Genomic DNA, 17,241 nt, shown 5'->3' on the forward strand with positions numbered 1-17,241 from the left:
GGGCTTCAATCCCATAACAGAATTTGCAGGTTCGACTTGACCGGGACAGTCAACCCGTTAGTGCCGCTCACCGGTGTCTGTGTGCCGCGCAACGGGTCATACAGCGTCGCGCTGGCGAGGCCGGGCAAGTGCGCGTTACCGCCACGGGCCGACCAGAAAAACCACAGTTTGCGCCCGTCGGCGCGGGTCCAGCCGATGCTGAACAGGCCGTCGGGCAACTGGTCGGCGGTGGGCTGGTCGCCGGGGGTCAGCTGCGGCCCACTGACGTCGAGGAAGTTCTTCAACGCGGTGTAGACCGGCTTAGGCTTGGCGTCGATATCGAGCAGGCCGTAGGCACGGTCGCGCACGCTGGCGCGCTGATCGAGGTCGCTCAGGGTAAACAGGAAGATCTTGTCGAAATCCAGCGCGCTCATCAGCGCCAGGCGGCGTATCACATAATCGGCCTGGCCCTGCTGGGTGATGATGTCCTGGGCTTCTTTGGGGCCGACGTAGTTCGACCAGCCCCACTCGGTGCTCCATAGGGTTTTCACGCCACTGGCGCGCAGCTTCTGGTTGAGCGCGCTGGTCTTGGCCACGAAGTCGAGATTGGCCGGGTCGTTGCCCTCGGGCAGTTGCGTGTAAGGGTGGTAGGACATCACGGTGTTCAGCTTGGGCACACCGAGGGCGTCGAGGGCGTCGAGCATGGTCTGGCCGTTGGGCATTTCGCTGAAAAACGCCATGCCGGCCGCCACCACCGGTTTGTTCGGGTTGACTGCGCGCAGTGCGGCGGCGGTGGTGCGCAGCAACCTGGCATAACCGGCCGGGTCCGCCGCCGGGCGCCAGAAGCCCAGTAGGTTCGGTTCGTTCCACACCTGCCAGGCGTCGACGCTGGGGTAGCGTTGGGCCAACAGGGCCATGCGGATCGCAAATACATTCGGGTCCTGCGGCGGGTACTGGTCCTGATAGGGCGCACCCGCTGGCGCGGTGGTGATAAAGGGCGCCGAGCCGACCAGGTAAAACACCGACTTGAGCTGGTTGTCCTTGAGCTTGGTCACCAACTCATCCAGGGTCGCCACCTGGTACCGGTCGGCGGCTGGCTCCAGCCGGTCCCAATGCAGGTCCAGGCGCACCCATTCCAGGCCCAGGTCCTTGAGGCGGTCGATCTGCAGCTGGTAGCGCTCGGGGCTGAACCACAGGAACTGCGCGTTCACCCCGAGGAAATCCTTCCACACCACCACCTTGTTGCCCTTGAGCATATGGTTCTCGGCGTCGGCCGGGCGCCCCCAGATAAAGGCGACCAGGCCCAGGGCCGCGACCAGCGCAAGGGTGGCGAAGTAAGTCCGTTTACGCGTCATACGGGGCCCCCGCGATCGCCTGTTCGAAAAGCTGCTTGAAGCGCTGCGCCGTCAGCGGCCACAAGCGTTCGCGGCCGATTGCGCCGGCGCGTTCGGCCCAGTCCTGGGTCAATGTGGGCGTGCGGGCCAGGCGCAACAATTGCTCGCCCAGCGCGGCCACATCGCCTTCGGGGTAGATCGCGCCGTTACCGCTGGCGACTTCCTCGGCAAACGCCCGGGCATCCGAGGTAATCGCCCCACGCCCGCACGCGGCGGCCCAGGACAGCGCGCCACTGGTGCCGCGCTGACGGCCGAGCAGGCCGAGTTTTTTCGATTCGCGATACGGCAGCACCATCACATGGTGGGCTTGGATCGTTTGCGCAATCTCGTCGGCCGGCAGGTTCAGCCGCCAATCAATGGAGCTCGCCAGGCCGAGGTCGGCGATCTGGCGGTTCAACTGCTCCAGGTAATTACCGCCCGCGCCAAACGCCATTTCGGCGGCAGTGCCACCGGCCAGGGTCAGGCGCACACGGTCACGCAATTCGGGGGCTTGCTTGAAAACGGCGGCCAGGGCCTGCAACAGGTCTTCAATGCCTTTGCCACGGTAGATAAAACCGAAATACAGCAGGTGCAGCGTGTCCAGCGGCGGCAGCGCTACGGCTGCAATCGCCAGGTTGGCGTGGTGGATCACCGCCACTTTGCCGGCGGGCAGTTGCATGCGCTGGCTGAGGCAGTCGGCGCCCAGGCGGGTGAGGGTGATCAGCCTCGTCAGGCCACGGGCGACATGGCGTTCTTCGCGCAGGGTCAACGGGTCTGCCAGCACCACCGCCGCCTGCGGCAACGGGCTGGGCAGGCGCTCGAGCAGGTTGAGCGGGAAGGGCAGGTGCTCGCGCCGCCACACGATGCGCTCGGGGTCATGCACGGTGGCCGTCAGCGGCAGGTTCGGGTAGGCGCTGCGCAACGCGCGCAACGCCAGGAACTCCCCCAGGCGCCCGCCGCCCAGCTCGGCGTGGACCAGGTCCACGCTGTGCCAGTCGAACGCGGCGACGGCCTGCTTGATCGCCGCGCTCGAGCCTTCCACGCCGCTCAACGGTGTCACCACCGTCACGCCCAGCTGCTCCAATGCCGTCTTGAAATGGTGCGCGTAGTCGGCGATCCCATTCTTTTCCGGTGGCAAAGGCGCGAGCAGGGCAATGCGCATCAGAACGCCCCCCGGTATTTGCCGATGGTGTGCAGCACCTTGGCCGGCACTTCGAATTTACGCCGGTTGATGATGATGCCATCGACTTTGCCGAACGCCGTATTGAGGATCGACAACGCGTGCTCCACCACCGGCACCGTGCTTTTCTGCGCTTCCACCACCAGCGCGATCAGGTCGGCGCGCCGCAGGTTGACGAACGCATCGCGGTTGTCCAGCAGCGCCGAGGCGTCCAGCAAAACTACTTCGCCCGGTGCTGCGGGCGCCGCCCCGCCGACGCGCACGGTAATGCCATTTTCCTGGAGCAGTTGGCGCAGTTGCTCGACCACGAAGGTCACGCCTTCACCGTGGCGCGCCGAGGTCAGCCCGAGGGTCAGGCCGCGTTCGGCCACGCGGTCCAACTGCAGCAAACCGTACAGCCGGTAGATGCTCGCATTGAACGCATTGGTGCCTTGCGCGGTGCTGGTGTCCAGCTCCGGCAGGGTAGTCCACAGCGGCAGGCCGAACTTGCGTTCCACCAGGCCGCCATCGTGAATGCGCTGGTCAAGCAGGTAGCACAGGTAAATCACCAGCAGGCCGACGACGATGGCAAACGGGATCGCCAGCAGCAGCATCAGCAGGGTTTTGGGGAAGATGCGACCTGGGTTCAGGGTAGCTTCCTCGATCACCGCGATGTTGCTGATCTGGCTGTTGTCCAGTTCACGGTCGATGCGTGATTTTTCCAGGTTGTCCACGTACAGCGCATAGTTACGCTCGGTGGCACTCAGCTCACGGGACAGGCGCGCCAGCTCCGGTTCAATCTCCAGGGCTTCCTTGCGTTGCGCTTCGAGGTTGACCAGTTGCTTTTGCTGCTGCACCAGTTGGGTGCGCAACGCCAGGTTGTTGCTGGACTCATCGAGCAGCACGCGCTGCAAGTGGATTTCCAGGGTGTTCGGTGCGCGGTTTTCCGAGCTTTGTACGGTGTTGCTTTCACCGGCGACCTGGGCCTGCATTGCCCGAATCGACGCATCCAGGGCTTTGACCGGCGGCGCGTTATCGGTGTAGGTGCGCATCATGTCGGCTTTTTCCAGCAGCTTCTGGTTAAGCAAGCGACGCAAATCCTGCTGCTGCGGGTTGAGCGCAATCTGGCGAACCGTGGTCACCTCCTTGGGCTGGGTCTTGAGCTGGGTGCGTGTGCTCTCGAGGGCGCTGTCTGAAGACGCGATCAAGCGCGTGGTGTTGAAGGTTTCGCCGCGCAGCACGTTGATGCGCTCGGACAAATCTTCCAGGCGATCGGTGATGCTCGCCGCGCCGATCTGGTTCAAGTGGGTCAGGATCTGCTGCTTGTAGCTCTTGATCTCGGTGGCGCTGTTGGACACCTGGCCTTCATAGAAGGCGTACAGGCTCTTGCGCCCCAGGGCCTGGGTGCGTTCGTTGATGTAGGTTTCGACCCAGCTCTTGACCACCGCCTGGGCGATTTCGGGGTCGTTCCACTTGAAGCTGATGTCCATCACCGTGGACCCGGCCGCGTGGCTGACTTCGAAGTTCTTTTCCAGGCTCGCGGCGAGGCGTTCCACCGGTGTGGTCTGTTCAATGACACCCACGGTTTCCAGCACCACGCGCACGCCGTCGAACACCGCGCCGATGGCGTTTTTGACGTAGTACTTGGTGCGCTTCCAGACACCTTCCGGCGGCGGCATTTTGTCGATGACTTCCAGGTAATGCTCGGCCACCGCGCGCACGATCGGGCGACCGGTCAGCAGGCGCTCCTCATCGACAATCGGGTCGCGCTGGGTGCTGGGCATGACCAGCGCCTGGCGGTTGCTGATTTCGATCGGCAGTGTCGAATCACGCCCCGGCTTGACCAGCAGGCGCGCGGTGGATTCGAACTTGGCGGGCAGCAGGAAGGCCCCCAGCAAAATGATCACCAGCGCCGCGATGGCCGCCAGCTTGAACTCATGCCGGAAGATGAAGAACAGGCGCAGAAGATCGCGAAAAGAACGGATCTCGATCATGGGATGTCGCTCCTTTAGTTACTGCCGCCGCTGGTTCGGGTGTAGTTGTAGCCAACCCCGATCGACTTGGTGAATGGGATCAACTGGTTCAGGTAGGTATCCACGCCCTGGATGCGCTCGCCCACATTGGATTTGGGCACGAACACCACATCACCGCGTTGCAGGGGCACTTGTTTGCGCCCGTTGGGCCCGGTCTTGAGGTATTGGCTGAAGTCCAGGAAGTAGGCGCGATAGACGCCTTGGGTATCTTCGCGCAGCAGCGCAACCATGCTGGCATTGCCTGCCGGGTTGACCCCGCCGGCGCCGACAATGGCTTGCTCCAGGGTGTTGGCCGAGGCGATCGGCACCGTGGTCGGGTTGTTGACCGCGCCGCCGACGATGATCGAATTGCCCGGCGCCTGGTTGATGTTCACCGTCACCCGTGGCTCGCGATACACCGGCGCAAGCTTGCTGCTCAGCTCGTTCGCCACCTCGGACGGGGTGCGCCGGGCCACCTGGATCGGGCCCAGGAACGGGTAGTTGATCTTGCCGTCGGTTTGCACCGTGTACAGCGTCAGCTCATAGATGGTGCTGACGTTGAACGCCGACAGGGTCGGCATTTCCCCGGCATCGCGCACGATGCGCAACTGATCGCCGATGCGGATGCGTTCCACCGCCGGCGGCAGTTGGGCCAGTTGGTCGAGGGCGCGCTTGCCGTCCTCGACGGTCTTGCCGTCAGGCGCGACGATGCGCGCGGGGGTATTGCAGGCGGCCAGGGCCATCATGGCCAGGACGAGCAGGGTTCGTTTCATCAAATAGGACTTCCTGTAGGTCATGATGCTCACCTCCAATAACCGGGGAACATGCTGATGCGCCGCTTGAGGGCGAGGGGTAGCCGGCGTTCCTGCTGGCCCAGCCGATAGCCGAGCAACTTGAACGCGCTGCGCACCAGTACTTCGGGTACGCGGTGCCATGCACCGGCTGCGCGCAATGCCGCGAGTTCAGCCAGTACATAGCGTTTACCTTCACCGCCGGCATCGCCAAAGGCCTGGCGTATCCAGGGTTCGCGACCGTAGAACACGCCAATGTCGAAGTAGCGGTGAAACTCATCCATGAGTCGGTAATCGTGGGAGTGGTACACCTGCGCAGAGGCGGCGTAGCGCACGGTGTAGCCTTCGATCAGCATGCGCGCCGCGACGTAGGCGTCTTCGCTACCGATGACATCGGCGGGGAAACCACCTACGGCTTGCAGGGCGCTGCGTCGGTAAACGGAAAACGAGTCGGAGCTGAAACAGGTCTTGATCCCCAGCTGCGGCGCATCGGCCAGGCGCTTGCTGCGGCTGTGGGCCGGGTAATTGAAGTGGCGCGACTGCGCGCCCAGCACACCGGCGTCGGGGTGCGGCAGCTGGCGACCATAGGCCACGCCGTTGAGCGGGTCTTGCTGCAATTCAGCGAGCAGGTTGGCGAAGGTCTCGGGGGCGGCGGGAATGGCGTCCTGGGTCATGACGATCAGGGCATCGCCGCTTACCTGTTCGCTGGCCCAACGCCGCGTGCCGCCGTGGTTGAAGTCGCGGGCGTCGATCACCTCGACCCGCGCGCCGTATTCGCGAAAGCGCGCCACGGTGTCATCGCTGGACGCACTGTCGACCACCAGCATCTCGTCCGGTTGCAGGGTTTGCATTTTCAGCGCGGGCAGCAGCCGCGCCAGGTGGCTTGCGGCGTTACGGGTCGGGATGATCAGCGAGGTGCGCATGTCACGGCTTCACTTCGGCAGGCGCACGCCCATAGATGTCATCGAAGCGCACGATGTCGTCTTCGCCCAGGTACTCGCCGCTCTGCACCTCGATCATCACCAGGTCGATGATGCCGGGGTTGGTCAGGCGGTGTTTGTGCCCGGCCGGGATGTAGGTGGATTCGTTGGCGTTGATCAGAAATTCGCGCTCCCCATTGGTGATCTGCGCCGCGCCGCTGACCACCACCCAGTGTTCGCTGCGGTGATGGTGCATTTGCAGCGACAACGACGCCTGGGGCTTGACCACAATGCGCTTGATCTTGAAGCGGGTGCTTTCCTCCAGCACGGTGTAGGTGCCCCACGGCCGGGTGACGGTGCGGTGCAGGCTGAAGGCCGGGTGGTTCTGGCGCTTGAGCTCGGCCACGATGTAGCGCACGTCCTGGCTGCGGTGGGCGTCGGCGATCAGCAGGGCATCGGGGGTGTCGACGATGATCAGGTCACGCACGCCGACCGCACCGAGCACGCGCTTGGGCGAGTCGATGTAGCAGTTGTGCACGTCATGCAAAATCGCTTCGCCATTGACCTGGTTGCCCTGGGCATCGCTGGGGGTAAGCTGGCGCAGGGCCTCCCAGGAACCGATATCGCTCCAGCCGATGTCGCACGGCACCACGGCCACTTGCGTGGACTTTTCCATCAGCGCCACGTCAATGGAAATGTCCGGCGCGCTGCCGAAGGCGCCACTGTCCAGTTCGCGCTGGCGCGAGGTTTTGTTTTGCAGGTGCTGGCTGTGCTCAAGGGCGGCACGCGCAGCGATCAGCACGTCGGGCGCGTGGGTGTTCAGTTCATCCACCAGGGTGCTGGCCTTGAAGCAGAACATGCCGGCATTCCACAGGTGTTTGCCGCCGTCGAGGTAGGCTTGGGCAGTGGCCAGGTCGGGTTTTTCGACAAAGCGTTTGACCAGGTTGCCCTGGCTCAGCGCTTCGCCTTTTTCGATATAGCCGAAACCGGTCTCCGGGTGGTCGGGTTGAATGCCGAAGGTCACCAGGTAACCGGCGTCGGCCAGCTCGCGGGCCTGGGCCACGGCGTCGGCGAATGCGGTCTCGTTGAGCACCAAATGGTCGGCGGGCATCACCAGCAGTTGCGCGTCGCCACCGAAATGTTCCTGCACATGCAGCGCTGCCACGGCGATCGCCGCTGCGGTGTTGCGCCCGAAGGGCTCGAGCAGCAGGTCCAGGGGCAGGTGGGCCTTGTTGACCCCACGGTAGTCATCCAGGGTGCGAAACAACAGGTCACGGTTGGTCACCGTGAGCACGCTCTCCACGCCGGGCAGGCGGGCGGCGCGCTGGAAGGTTTTCTGCAGCAGGCTCTGGCCGTCGCGCATGCGCATGAACGGCTTGGGCATGTTCTGCCGGGACACCGGCCACAAGCGCGTGCCCGAACCACCGGAAATGATGCAGGGAATTAATCCGTTGAGGGTATTCATCAATAGACTTCCTTGGTGGAAAGGACGGCCGGGACCGTCATGAAAACGATGTACAAGTCAAACCACACCGACCATTTGGAGATGTACTCCAGGTCGTACTCGACGCGTTTCTGGATTTTGAACAGGGTGTCGGTTTCGCCCCGGTAGCCGTTGATTTGCGCCCACCCGGTGATGCCTGGCTTGACCCGGTGCCGTGAGCTGTATTCGCTGACCGCCACTTCGAAAGGAATGCCCGCCGCCTTGGTGGCGGTGGCGTGGGGCCGGGGGCCGACCATGGACATGTTGCCCTGCAGGACGTTGAACAACTGCGGCAGCTCGTCGATGCTGGTTTTGCGGATGATGCGCCCGACTCGGGTGATGCGCGGATCCTGGCGGGTGGTCTGGCGTTCGGCGGTGAAATCGCTCTGGTCGGTGAACATCGAACGGAACTTGAACACGCGGATTTCATTATCGTTATAGCCATATCGGTTCTGGCGAAACAGCACCGGGCCCTTGGAATCGAGCTTGATCGCGATCGCCGTCAACAGCATCACCGGCGACAGCACCACCAGGGTGATGCTCGCCAGCAGCAGGTCTTCGCAGCGCTTGATAAAGGGCGACCAGCCACGCAGCGGTAACTGCGAGGTGTTGAACATCAGGATGCCGCCCACATCGGTGATGCGGCTGTGGCCGTAGCGCAGGGCGGCCATGTCCGGCACCAGCATCACGTTCACCGACATCTGCCGCAGGCGATTGACCAGCCCGTGGATACGCTGCTCGGCGGCCCACGGCAGGCAGATCATCACTTGGTTGACCTGCTCGGCGCGGATCAGCTTTTCCAGGTCGCGGGTATTGCCCAGCAGCGGCAGGTTGCTCAGTTCCTTGGGAATGCGTTCGGTGCGGTCGTCGATAAAACCGATCAGGCCGGAGCGGATATCGCCGTTGCGCTGCAGGTGGTCGGCGACATGCACGGCGGTGTCGGTAAAGCCCAGGATCACCGTGCGTTGCAGGAACTTGCCCTTGCGCATCAGGTTGCGGTACAGGCGCAGCATCACCAGGCGCTCCAGGCAGAACAGCCCGAGGCTGGCGAAGTACCACACCACCAGGTTGCGCGGGTTCAATTGCGGAAACACCTGCAGGATCTGGTACATGAACAGCAGGATGCAGAACGCCGACGACCAGGCCACGATATTGGCGCGCAGGCGCAAGCGGTTGCTGAACAGATCTTCGGAATAAATGCCCAGGGCCTGGAACAAAATAACCGTCAACACTGCAAAAAACAGCAGCAGCCCCAGGAAATGCGAGCGCATCTCGGCGTCCATCGGGTCGAGGAAAATCGCCAGGACCAGCGGCGGCAAAATGGCGGTCAAGCCATGCACCAACTTGACAAAAACAACAAAAAACTCAACGAAGCCGGCCCGGGTCAGAAACAAACTGACCACTGATGATTTCTCGCGCATACAACCATCCCTCATTGCACACCAAGTTTGCGCCGCAGCTGTTCAACGGAGCAGTCAACGGGCCACTTCTGGTTAAAACGCAACCATTCATCCAAGTGAAACCATCCAAATGAAGGAAGTTTTGCGGAGCTAGTGGCTAAAGGAGTTCCTTTTTACGGCACAGTCAATAACTTGACCATTCTGCGAAGTTTGCATTATAGACACGTTAATTAGAGTTTTGTGTGCCATTTTTATGACGGTCGTAGTACTGGCACTTGGGCATCTGGGTGTGATTTGGAGTGTAGGAACAAATGTCAGAATTTTCCTGTTTGGCAGGAAAAGGTTTTTTTGGCGGGGGGTCAGGAAGATGGCAGTTGGCGGGACGCGGAGCGTCCCAGGAGGCGTTCCCACGCAGAGCGTGGGAACAATCCATTCAACCCAGGCGTGCCGCCGCCCGCGCAACAATCTCCCCACGCACCCTGCGCGAGTCGGCCGTGCGCTTGTTGGCTTCCTCCAGCACGTGCCTGGGCGCCGTATCCGGGCGGCCCGCGTCGAACGGCGGCGCCGGCGCATATTCGATTTGCAGTTGCACCAATTGCGCCGCCGCTTCGCTGTACAGCTCCGCCGCCAGGGTCAGCGCAAAGTCGATCCCCGCCGTAATTCCACCCCCGGTAAACAGGTTGCCGTCACGTACCACGCGCGCCTGTACCGGAATGGCGCCCAATGGCGCGAGCAAGTCGTGATAGGCCCAGTGCGTGGTGGCTTTACGACCACGCAGCAAACCCGCCGCGCCCAGCACCAGCGAACCGGTACACACTGAGGTCATGTAGCGCACGGTTTGCGCCTGGGCCTTGAGGAAGTTCAGCGTGGAGGGATCCTCCATCAGCGCACCGACGCCGGCACCGCCGGGCACGCACAGCACGTCCAGCTTCGGGCAGTCGGCATAGGTGATGGTCGGCGTGAACACCAGGCCGGTGCTGGAGGTGATCGGTGCCAGGTCTTGCCAAACCAGGTGCAGTTTCACGTCCGGCAGCGAACCGAGCACGTCATAGGGGCCGGTAAGGTCCAGTTGCTGGATGCCGGGGAATAGCAGGAAGCCGATGTGCAAGGTCATGAATGAAACTCCAATCAAGGGGGTGGACGGCTTCACTGTAGAGGCCTAGGCTTTGGCGCATACGCCATTGAGCCCACAAATCACGCCAATCATGCCCCGACTCATTCATGTGCTCGCTTTTGATAATGCCCAGGTGCTCGATGTCACCGGGCCTCTGCAGGTGTTCGCCTCGGCCAACGACCTGGCTCGCCAGCGCGGTTTGCCCGCGCCCTATGCGGTGAATGTGGTCGCTGACCAGGCCAAACCGGTGATGACCTCGGCAGGCCTGGCGCTGGTGGCCGAGCCGCTGCCCGCCGTCGATCAGCCGTGTGACACCTTGGTGATCGCCGGTGGCTGGGGCGTCTACGGTGCCGCCGAAGACCCGGCGCTGGTGCACTGGGTACGCGAGAAATCCCGGCACACTCGGCGCATGGCCTCGGTCTGCACCGGCGCTTTTCTGCTGGCCGCCAGTGGCCTGCTCGACGGATGCCGTGTGGCTACGCACTGGACGCGCTGTGAGGAACTGGCGCGCAAGTTTCCGGCGCTGACGGTGGAGGCCAATCCGATCTTTATCCAGCAAGGCACGCTGTGGACCTCGGCCGGCGTGACTGCTGGTATCGACCTGTGCCTGGCCCTGGTGGAGGAGGACCTGGGCCGCGCCGTCGCCCTGGACGTAGCGCGCCAATTGGTGGTGTTTCTCAAGCGTCCCGGCGGGCAATCGCAATTCAGCGTGACCTTGTCCCTGCAAAAAAGCGACAGCCGCTTTGCCGAGTTACACGCCTGGATCGCCGACAACCTGACGTTGGACCTGAGTATTTCCACCCTGGCCGCCCAGGCTGGCATGAGCGAGCGCAGCTTTGTGCGCCACTACCGAGCCGAAACCGGCCAGACCCCGGCGCGGGCCGTGGAGCTGATACGGGTCGAAAGCGCACGCCGGCAATTGGCGGACAGCAGCATTGCGATCAAACGCATCGCCGTGCACTGCGGATTTGGCTGTGAAGAGACCTTGCGACGTAGTTTCCTGCGGGCCTTGTCGGTAACGCCGCAGGCCTATCGCGAGCGGTTTTCACCGGTGTAGCAACTCCAGCAGCGCTGCCAGGGTGGCCTCGGGCGCTTCCTGGGGAATATTGTGGCCCACGCCGGGCAACACCTGGCGTCGATAAAAACTGCGGAAATGCTCGACGTCATCGTCCTCTTCCGGTGGCGGCCCCACGCCGTCATCGGCGCCGCACAGGGAAATGCTCGGCACCGAAATCGGTGGTTGCAGCGCCAATGCCTGCTCAATGAATTCCAGCCCAGGGTCCCCCGGCGCATACCCGAAGCGGTGGCGGTAGGAGTGGATCACCACCGCGACGAAATCCGGGCTATCGAACGATGGCGCGGTGTGCCCATACAGGCTCGGCCCGCGCGCCCACGACGGTGACCACAACGCCCACAACAGCTGGCACAGTTCGCGGCGGTTGGCGGTCAGGCCGTCCACGCCGCGCTGGGTGTGAAAGTAATACTGGTACCACAACCGATGCTCTGTGGCAGGCGCCCGTGGCTTGGGAGACTTGGCGATGTCCTGAATGTTGTAGCCGTCTGCGCTCACTAACCCACGTACCCGCTCCGGCCACAGCGCCGCGACGATACAGGCGGCGCGTCCGCCCCAGTCATAACCGGCCAGCGTGGCGCAGGGAATGGCCAGCGCATCCATGAAGTCCAGCAAGTCCTTGGCCAGCGCTGCCTGCTGACCGGAACGCATGACTTGATCGTTGATAAAACGCGTAGGCCCATAGCCGCGCAGGTACGGCACCAGCACCCGGTAGCCACGCTGCGCCAGTACTGGCGCGATTTCGTCGTAGCTGCGCGGGTCGTAGGGAAAGCCATGCAGCAGGATGACGGGCTCGCCATGGACAGGGCCGTGGGTTTCGTAAGCCACATCGAGCATGGACGTGCGCACATACAGCAGCGCGGCAGCTGGAATCAGGGTTGCCATACGGTTTTCTCCCCACTGAGCTTACGGTCCAGAAACGTCGCCGCACTGATCAACGCCAGATGGCTCAAGGCCTGGGGCGTGTTGCCCAGGTGCCGGGCCTGGCTGTCGAACTCTTCGGCGTACAACCCCAGCGGGTTGGCGTAGCGCAGCAACTGTTCGAACTCCAGGTGAGCCTTTTCCACTTGGCCGGCGCGGGCCAGGCATTCGACGTACCAGAACGAACACGCGGTAAACGCGCCTTCGGTGCCTTGCAGCCCGTCGATCTGGCTGTCGTCGTTGCGGTAACGGTAGACCATGCCGTCGCGTACCAGGCTTTTCTCGATCGCCTCCAGTGTCGACAGCCAGCGTGGATCAGTCGCGGCAACGAAGCGCACCAGCGGCATCAACAGCATCGAGCCGTCAAGGGCGGTGCTGCCGATGTGCTGCACGAAATGTCCACGTTCCTCGTTCCAGAAGTTGCTCCAGATGTCTGCATAGATGGCCTGGCGCGTCTGGTCCCAACGCGCGAACGGCGCCGGTAGTGAACGCTTGGAGGCCAGGCGGATCGCACGGTCCAGGGCCACCCAGCACATCAGGCGCGAGTGCAGGAAGTGATGCTGCTCGCCGCGCATTTCCCAGATGCCGACGTCTTTCCGGTTCCAGATTTCGCAGACCTGGTCGACCACTTCCACGGTGTGTTTCCAACCTTGGTGGGAAATGGCTTCGCCGTATTTATTGACCAGGTAAACCGCGTCCATCAGTTCGCCGTAGATATCCAACTGGATCTGGTCGAACGCTTCATTGCCCACGCGCACCGGCTGGGCGCCACCATGACCACGCAAGTGGTCCAGTGTGGTTTCCGGCAGTTCCTGGCGGCCATCAATGCCGTACAGGATGTTGATCTTGGTGGTCTGGCCGCAGCAGTCGCTGACCCGGCCTCTGAGCCAGCGCATATAGGCATTGGCTTCCTCGATGAACCCCAGGCGCATGAAGGCGTAGACGGTAAAGGAGGCGTCGCGGATCCAGGTGTAGCGGTAGTCCCAGTTGCGCTCGCCGCCACGGCTTTCCGGCAGGCCGAAGGTAGCGGCGGCGATGATTGCGCCCTGTTTGCGCGAGGTCAGCAGCTTCAGCGTCAAGGCCGAGCGGTTGACCATTTCACGCCAGCGCCCACGGTAGTTCGATTGGCTGATCCAGCCGCGCCAGAACTTCAGGGTGCGTTGCAGGTAGAGGTCGGTGCAGGCGTTCGTCACGCGTGGATCGTCCTGGCCGCCGAGGACGAATTCGGCGCTTTCGTCCTGGGCCAGGCTGAAGCGGGCCACCGCCACATTCTCGTCCAGCGTCAGCGCGTGGCTGCCGGTCAGGCGTAGCCCAGGCTGGCCGTCAGCGCTGAACACTATGCCAGTGTCGCAGGCTTGGGCGTGGGTGCGGGCGCGGGCATAGTCATGGCGCACGGCGCAGCGCAGGTGGAATGTGGCTGTGCCGCTGACCACCCGCACGCGGCGGATCAAGAGCGGCAGGTCGTCGACCTCTTCACTGACGGCCAGCAAATCGGTGACTTCCACCACCGCCGCATCGCTCAGCCAGCGGGTCTGCAGCACATTGGTGTCGGGCAGGTAGATTTGCTCGCGACGCGCATTGGGCAGGTCCGGGGTGAGCTGGAAGGTGCCGGCGTCGGGTGTGTCGAGCAACGCGCAGAAAATCGACGGGCTGTCGAATTCCGGCCAGCAGAAAAAATCGATGCTGCCCTGGTCATTCACCAACGCCGCGCTGCGCATGTCGCCAATGATGCCGTGGGCATCAATGGGGCTTTGTGGCTCGTTCTTCAAATCAACCATTGCCACGAAACTCCGGATAAAGGCTCATGCCGCCATCGATGAACAGCGTGCTGCCGACCACGTAATCGGACGCGTCGCTGGCCAGCCACACCACCGCGTTCGCCACGTCCTCGACATCACCGACCCGGCCATAGGGGATCAACTTGAGCAGCTCTTTTTGCGCCGCGCCTTCGGTGGCCGCACGGTTGATTGCCGTGCGAATCGCGCCCGGCGCAATCCCGTTGATCCGAATGCGCTGCTCGCTGACTTCCTGGGCGAGGGTGCGCATCAGCATCTCCACGCCGCCCTTGGACGCTGCGTAATTCGCATGTCCGGCCCAGGGAATCAATTGGTGCACCGAGCTCATATGAATGATCTTGCCGGCCGCGCGGGACACGCCAGCGCGCACGCCTTGCCGGTTGAAAATACGCACGGCGGCGCGTGCGCAGAGAAATTGGCCGGTGAGGTTGACGCCGATCACGGTGTTCCAGTCGTCGAGGCTCATGTCGACCAGGTTGGCGTCTTTTTGCAGCCCGGAGTTGGCCACGAGGATATCCAGGTGGCCGAAGGCATCGAGGGTCTGGGCGAACAGGCGTTCGACGTCGGCTTCTTTCGATACATCGCCACCGATGGCAATCGCCCGGCCGCCGTTGGCGTTGATCTGCGCGGCGAGGGCTTCGGCCGGTGCCGCCTGGGAGTTGTAGTTAAGTACGACGGCCGCGCCGGCTTCGGCCAACGCCTTGGCCGCACCGGCGCCGATGCCGGAGCTGGCACCGGTGACCAGGGCCACTTGTTGCTGCAAGGAAATCTGCATCGCCCACCCGCTGTTTAATGAGAGTCTTTTGTGCTGACTGATGCGCGGTGATGGAAGTTCAGCACGCTGCTGTGCATTTGAAAGGGGCGCGGACCAATGCAACTGTAATTTCTGACAGTAGACGCGTCTTTATCCTCAGGTGAACCTACGAGCATTGGATTGACCGGATCGGGGCTATGGACATCAGGCGGTGGGTGGGGGTGCTGGCAGGCCACTGTTGCCTGCTGGCAGCAGCGCAGGAAGTCACAGTGAAAGACGTTTTCATTGATCATTTATTGGCGCAAATGACCGTGGAGGAGAGGGTTGGTCAGTTGAATATCGCCAACGTCGATTGGGATAACCCGTCGCCTGAGACGCTTGCACTCATCGCCAATGGCTCGGCCAGCGGGTTTGGTGGCATTCCAACCTGGCCCGCAGGCATCGCGTTGCAACAGCAGGCAGTAGAACGCAGCCGCATGAAGATCCCGTTGTTCGTCGCACAGGACGTCGTGCATGGCCTGCGCACGATCTTTCCTGTCAGCCTGGCGCTTGCTGCCAGTTGGGATGTGCGAGCGATCGCTATCGTGGGGGAAATCAGTGCCCGCGAAGCCAGCGCCGCAGGGATCAATATGACCTTCAGTCCAGCGGTGGACATTGCCCGTGACCCTCGCTGGGGCAGGGTTTCAGAAGGCTATGGTGAAGATCCTTTTCTGGCCTCGCGTATCGCCGAAACCCTGGTGAAAAGCTATCAGGGAACCGATCTTCGCGGCGCCGACAGTTTGATGGCGGTCGTCAAGCACTTCGCCCTGTATGGCGCGGTGGAGGGCGGTCGGGACTACAACAGTGTCGATATGAGCACGGCCAGTATGTACCAGTATTATTTTCCACCCTACCGCGCCGCAGTGAAGGCGGGTGCGGGCGGGGTGATGATGGCTTTCAACACCGTGGGTGGCGTTCCGGCGACGGCCAATCCCTGGCTGATCAAGCAGATACTGCGCCAAGAGTGGGGGTTTACGGGTGTAACGCTTGGCGACTGCGCCGCAATTGAACAATTGGTTGACCACGCCGTGGCGGCACATCCGGCGCAGGCTGCGGGCTTGGCGTTGCGTTCTGGTGTGGACGTGGCGCTATGTGAGAGCGCGTATATCGACGAGTTACCGGGAGGCGTGAGGTCGGGGGCAGTGACGGTGAAGGATTTGAATGCGGCGGTGCGCCGAGTCCTCGAAATGAAATATGACATGGGGCTGTTCGACGATCCGTACCGCAAACTGCGACGCGCGGCGCAGGCACCGAGCGAATCCGGACTGCAACGTGAAGCCGCCCGTGACATTGCGCGTAAAACCTTCGTGTTATTGAAGAACGCCGGCCAAACGCTACCGCTGAGCAAGCATGGCACGCTGGCACTAGTGGGGCCCCTGGCGGAGAGCCAGCGGGATCTGCTGGGCAGCTATTGCGGTGATTGCAGCGCGCAACGCGTGGTGAGTATTCATGAAGGAATAGCCCGTGCAGTCGCAGGCAAGGCCACCCTGCTCTACGCCAAGGGCGCCAATGTCAGCGACGATGAACGGTTGGTCGCCCGTATGAAGCACTACGACACACCGTTGAATAGGGACCTGCGGTCGCCGGACGTATTGGTGGATGAGGCCGTGGCGGTTGCCCATCGAGCTGACGTCATCGTGGCGGTGGTCGGCGAACCCTGGAGTTTCAATGACGAAGCGAGCAGTCGCGCCCGCATCGATTTGCCCGACAGCCAGAAACAATTGCTCCGCAAGCTGAAGGCACTGAGTAAGCCCTTGATTGTTGTCCTGGCCAACGGCCGACCGTTGGAACTGACATGGGAGCAACAACACGCCGATGCGCTGCTGGAAACATGGTACGGCGGCATCGAAGGCGGAAATGCCGTGGCTGATGTGCTATTCGGCGACTACAACCCTGCCGGCAAGCTGCCGATGACCTTTCCTCGCTCCATCGGCCAGATCCCGGTGTATTACAACCATTTGAACACAGGGCGCCCCTACAACCCGGCCGCGCCCTACAAGTACACCACGCAATATATTGATGAAGAGCAGGGGCCGCTCTTTCCCTTTGGCTACGGTTTGAGCTACACCTCTTTCAAACTGTCGAACCTGCGGTTGTCCAGCAACGTGTTGCAGCGCGATGAGCCACTGAGAGTCAGTGTCGAGTTGACCAATACCGGAACGCGACCCGGTGAAACGGTCGTGCAGTTATATGTGCGTGATACGGTAGCTTCCGTCAGCCGACCGGTCAAAGAGCTCAAAGGTTTTGAAAAAGTCATGCTCAAGGCCGGCGAGCGCAAGGTCATTGATTTTTCCCTGACTGAAAATGCATTGAAATTCTACGACGCTCAATTGCGCCACATCGCCGAGCCGGGTGAATTCAGCGTGCAGGTGGGGCTGGACTCGCAGGATGTCATTGAGCAACGTTTCGTTCTGCGTGAGTGAAGTGA

The 17,241-nt window shown here is 62.4% G+C and carries 13 protein-coding genes; 2 read left to right on the plus strand and 11 right to left on the minus strand.

What is annotated here, in order from left to right:
- Positions 1-5: 5 nt before the first annotated feature.
- The 8 genes from C4J85_RS09025 to C4J85_RS09060 all read right to left on the minus strand — a co-directional run bounded on the left by C4J85_RS09025 (position 6) and on the right by C4J85_RS09060 (position 10,231).
- Entirely contained in the window at positions 6-1,334 is a 1,329-nt protein-coding gene (locus tag C4J85_RS09025; protein ID WP_124409474.1) for a cellulase family glycosylhydrolase, read from the minus strand.
- Positions 1,324-2,514, minus strand: a complete 1,191-nt coding sequence (locus C4J85_RS09030) for a glycosyltransferase (protein ID WP_124409475.1) — start codon at positions 2,512-2,514, stop codon at positions 1,324-1,326. The genes C4J85_RS09025 and C4J85_RS09030 overlap by 11 nt, the downstream gene beginning before the upstream one ends.
- Positions 2,514-4,505, minus strand: coding sequence for an exopolysaccharide transport family protein (locus C4J85_RS09035; protein ID WP_124409476.1), 1,992 nt, complete (start codon positions 4,503-4,505; stop codon positions 2,514-2,516). The genes C4J85_RS09030 and C4J85_RS09035 overlap by 1 nt, the downstream gene beginning before the upstream one ends.
- Before the next feature lie 14 nt (positions 4,506-4,519).
- The gene (locus tag C4J85_RS09040) at positions 4,520-5,296 is read right to left on the minus strand and encodes a polysaccharide biosynthesis/export family protein (protein ID WP_124362084.1); all 777 of its coding nucleotides are present in this window, start codon (positions 5,294-5,296) and stop codon (positions 4,520-4,522) included.
- Positions 5,297-5,325: 29 nt separating this feature from the next.
- Positions 5,326-6,237 (minus strand): glycosyltransferase family 2 protein, encoded by a 912-nt coding sequence (locus C4J85_RS09045; protein ID WP_124366516.1) that lies wholly within the window; start codon positions 6,235-6,237, stop codon positions 5,326-5,328.
- Between the two features lies 1 nt (position 6,238).
- Positions 6,239-7,699 carry a mannose-1-phosphate guanylyltransferase/mannose-6-phosphate isomerase gene (locus C4J85_RS09050; protein ID WP_124406794.1) on the minus strand — a complete coding sequence of 487 codons (1,461 nt, stop codon included), beginning with the start codon at positions 7,697-7,699 and terminating at the stop codon, positions 6,239-6,241.
- The gene (locus tag C4J85_RS09055; RefSeq protein WP_124406795.1) at positions 7,699-9,138 is read right to left on the minus strand and encodes an undecaprenyl-phosphate glucose phosphotransferase; all 1,440 of its coding nucleotides are present in this window, start codon (positions 9,136-9,138) and stop codon (positions 7,699-7,701) included. The genes C4J85_RS09050 and C4J85_RS09055 overlap by 1 nt, the downstream gene beginning before the upstream one ends.
- Before the next feature lie 412 nt (positions 9,139-9,550).
- Positions 9,551-10,231, minus strand: a complete 681-nt coding sequence (locus tag C4J85_RS09060; protein WP_124409477.1) for a DJ-1/PfpI family protein — start codon at positions 10,229-10,231, stop codon at positions 9,551-9,553.
- Between the two features lie 91 nt (positions 10,232-10,322).
- Here C4J85_RS09060 and C4J85_RS09065 point away from each other — a divergent pair, with 91 nt between their 5' ends.
- The gene (locus C4J85_RS09065) at positions 10,323-11,288 is read left to right on the plus strand and encodes a GlxA family transcriptional regulator (RefSeq protein ID WP_124409478.1); all 966 of its coding nucleotides are present in this window, start codon (positions 10,323-10,325) and stop codon (positions 11,286-11,288) included.
- On the opposite strand, the gene C4J85_RS09070 is transcribed toward C4J85_RS09065, so the two are convergent.
- Genes C4J85_RS09070 through C4J85_RS09080 form a run of 3 tightly spaced genes read right to left on the minus strand, consistent with a single transcriptional unit; the run spans position 11,277 to position 14,795 of the window.
- Positions 11,277-12,188, minus strand: coding sequence for an alpha/beta fold hydrolase (locus tag C4J85_RS09070; RefSeq protein WP_124409479.1), 912 nt, complete (start codon positions 12,186-12,188; stop codon positions 11,277-11,279). The two genes, C4J85_RS09065 and C4J85_RS09070, sit on opposite strands and share 12 nt — an antisense overlap.
- Positions 12,176-14,002 carry a glycoside hydrolase family 15 protein gene (locus C4J85_RS09075; protein WP_124409480.1) on the minus strand — a complete coding sequence of 609 codons (1,827 nt, stop codon included), beginning with the start codon at positions 14,000-14,002 and terminating at the stop codon, positions 12,176-12,178. Before C4J85_RS09075 ends, C4J85_RS09070 begins: the two co-directional genes overlap by 13 nt.
- Entirely contained in the window at positions 13,995-14,795 is an 801-nt protein-coding gene (locus tag C4J85_RS09080) for a glucose 1-dehydrogenase (RefSeq protein WP_124409481.1), read from the minus strand. The genes C4J85_RS09075 and C4J85_RS09080 overlap by 8 nt, the downstream gene beginning before the upstream one ends.
- A gap of 176 nt (positions 14,796-14,971) precedes the next feature.
- Between C4J85_RS09080 and bglX the strand changes: the two genes are divergently transcribed.
- Complete coding sequence (gene bglX / locus C4J85_RS09085; RefSeq protein WP_124409482.1) at positions 14,972-17,236, plus strand: beta-glucosidase BglX; 2,265 nt, start codon at positions 14,972-14,974, stop codon at positions 17,234-17,236.
- Positions 17,237-17,241 lie beyond the last annotated feature (5 nt).

The organism is Pseudomonas sp. R4-34-07 (assembly GCF_003852375.1).
In the GTDB taxonomy this organism is placed as follows: Bacteria; Pseudomonadota; Gammaproteobacteria; order Pseudomonadales; family Pseudomonadaceae; genus Aquipseudomonas.

Excerpts from the sequence above, each read along its gene's own strand:
- C4J85_RS09025 (WP_124409474.1), bottom strand. The coding sequence starts at position 1,334 with ATGACGCGTAAACGGACTTACTTCGCCACCCTTGCGCTGGTCGCGGCC.
- C4J85_RS09030 (WP_124409475.1), bottom strand. The coding sequence starts at position 2,514 with ATGCGCATTGCCCTGCTCGCGCCTTTGCCACCGGAAAAGAATGGGATC.
- C4J85_RS09035 (WP_124409476.1), bottom strand. The coding sequence starts at position 4,505 with ATGATCGAGATCCGTTCTTTTCGCGATCTTCTGCGCCTGTTCTTCATC.
- C4J85_RS09040 (WP_124362084.1), bottom strand. The coding sequence starts at position 5,296 with ATGAAACGAACCCTGCTCGTCCTGGCCATGATGGCCCTGGCCGCCTGC.
- C4J85_RS09045 (WP_124366516.1), bottom strand. The coding sequence starts at position 6,237 with ATGCGCACCTCGCTGATCATCCCGACCCGTAACGCCGCAAGCCACCTG.
- C4J85_RS09050 (WP_124406794.1), bottom strand. The coding sequence starts at position 7,699 with ATGAATACCCTCAACGGATTAATTCCCTGCATCATTTCCGGTGGTTCG.
- C4J85_RS09055 (WP_124406795.1), bottom strand. The coding sequence starts at position 9,138 with ATGCGCGAGAAATCATCAGTGGTCAGTTTGTTTCTGACCCGGGCCGGC.
- C4J85_RS09060 (WP_124409477.1), bottom strand. The coding sequence starts at position 10,231 with ATGACCTTGCACATCGGCTTCCTGCTATTCCCCGGCATCCAGCAACTG.
- C4J85_RS09065 (WP_124409478.1), top strand. The coding sequence starts at position 10,323 with ATGCCCCGACTCATTCATGTGCTCGCTTTTGATAATGCCCAGGTGCTC.
- C4J85_RS09070 (WP_124409479.1), bottom strand. The coding sequence starts at position 12,188 with ATGGCAACCCTGATTCCAGCTGCCGCGCTGCTGTATGTGCGCACGTCC.
- C4J85_RS09075 (WP_124409480.1), bottom strand. The coding sequence starts at position 14,002 with ATGGTTGATTTGAAGAACGAGCCACAAAGCCCCATTGATGCCCACGGC.
- C4J85_RS09080 (WP_124409481.1), bottom strand. The coding sequence starts at position 14,795 with ATGCAGATTTCCTTGCAGCAACAAGTGGCCCTGGTCACCGGTGCCAGC.
- bglX (WP_124409482.1), top strand. The coding sequence starts at position 14,972 with ATGGACATCAGGCGGTGGGTGGGGGTGCTGGCAGGCCACTGTTGCCTG.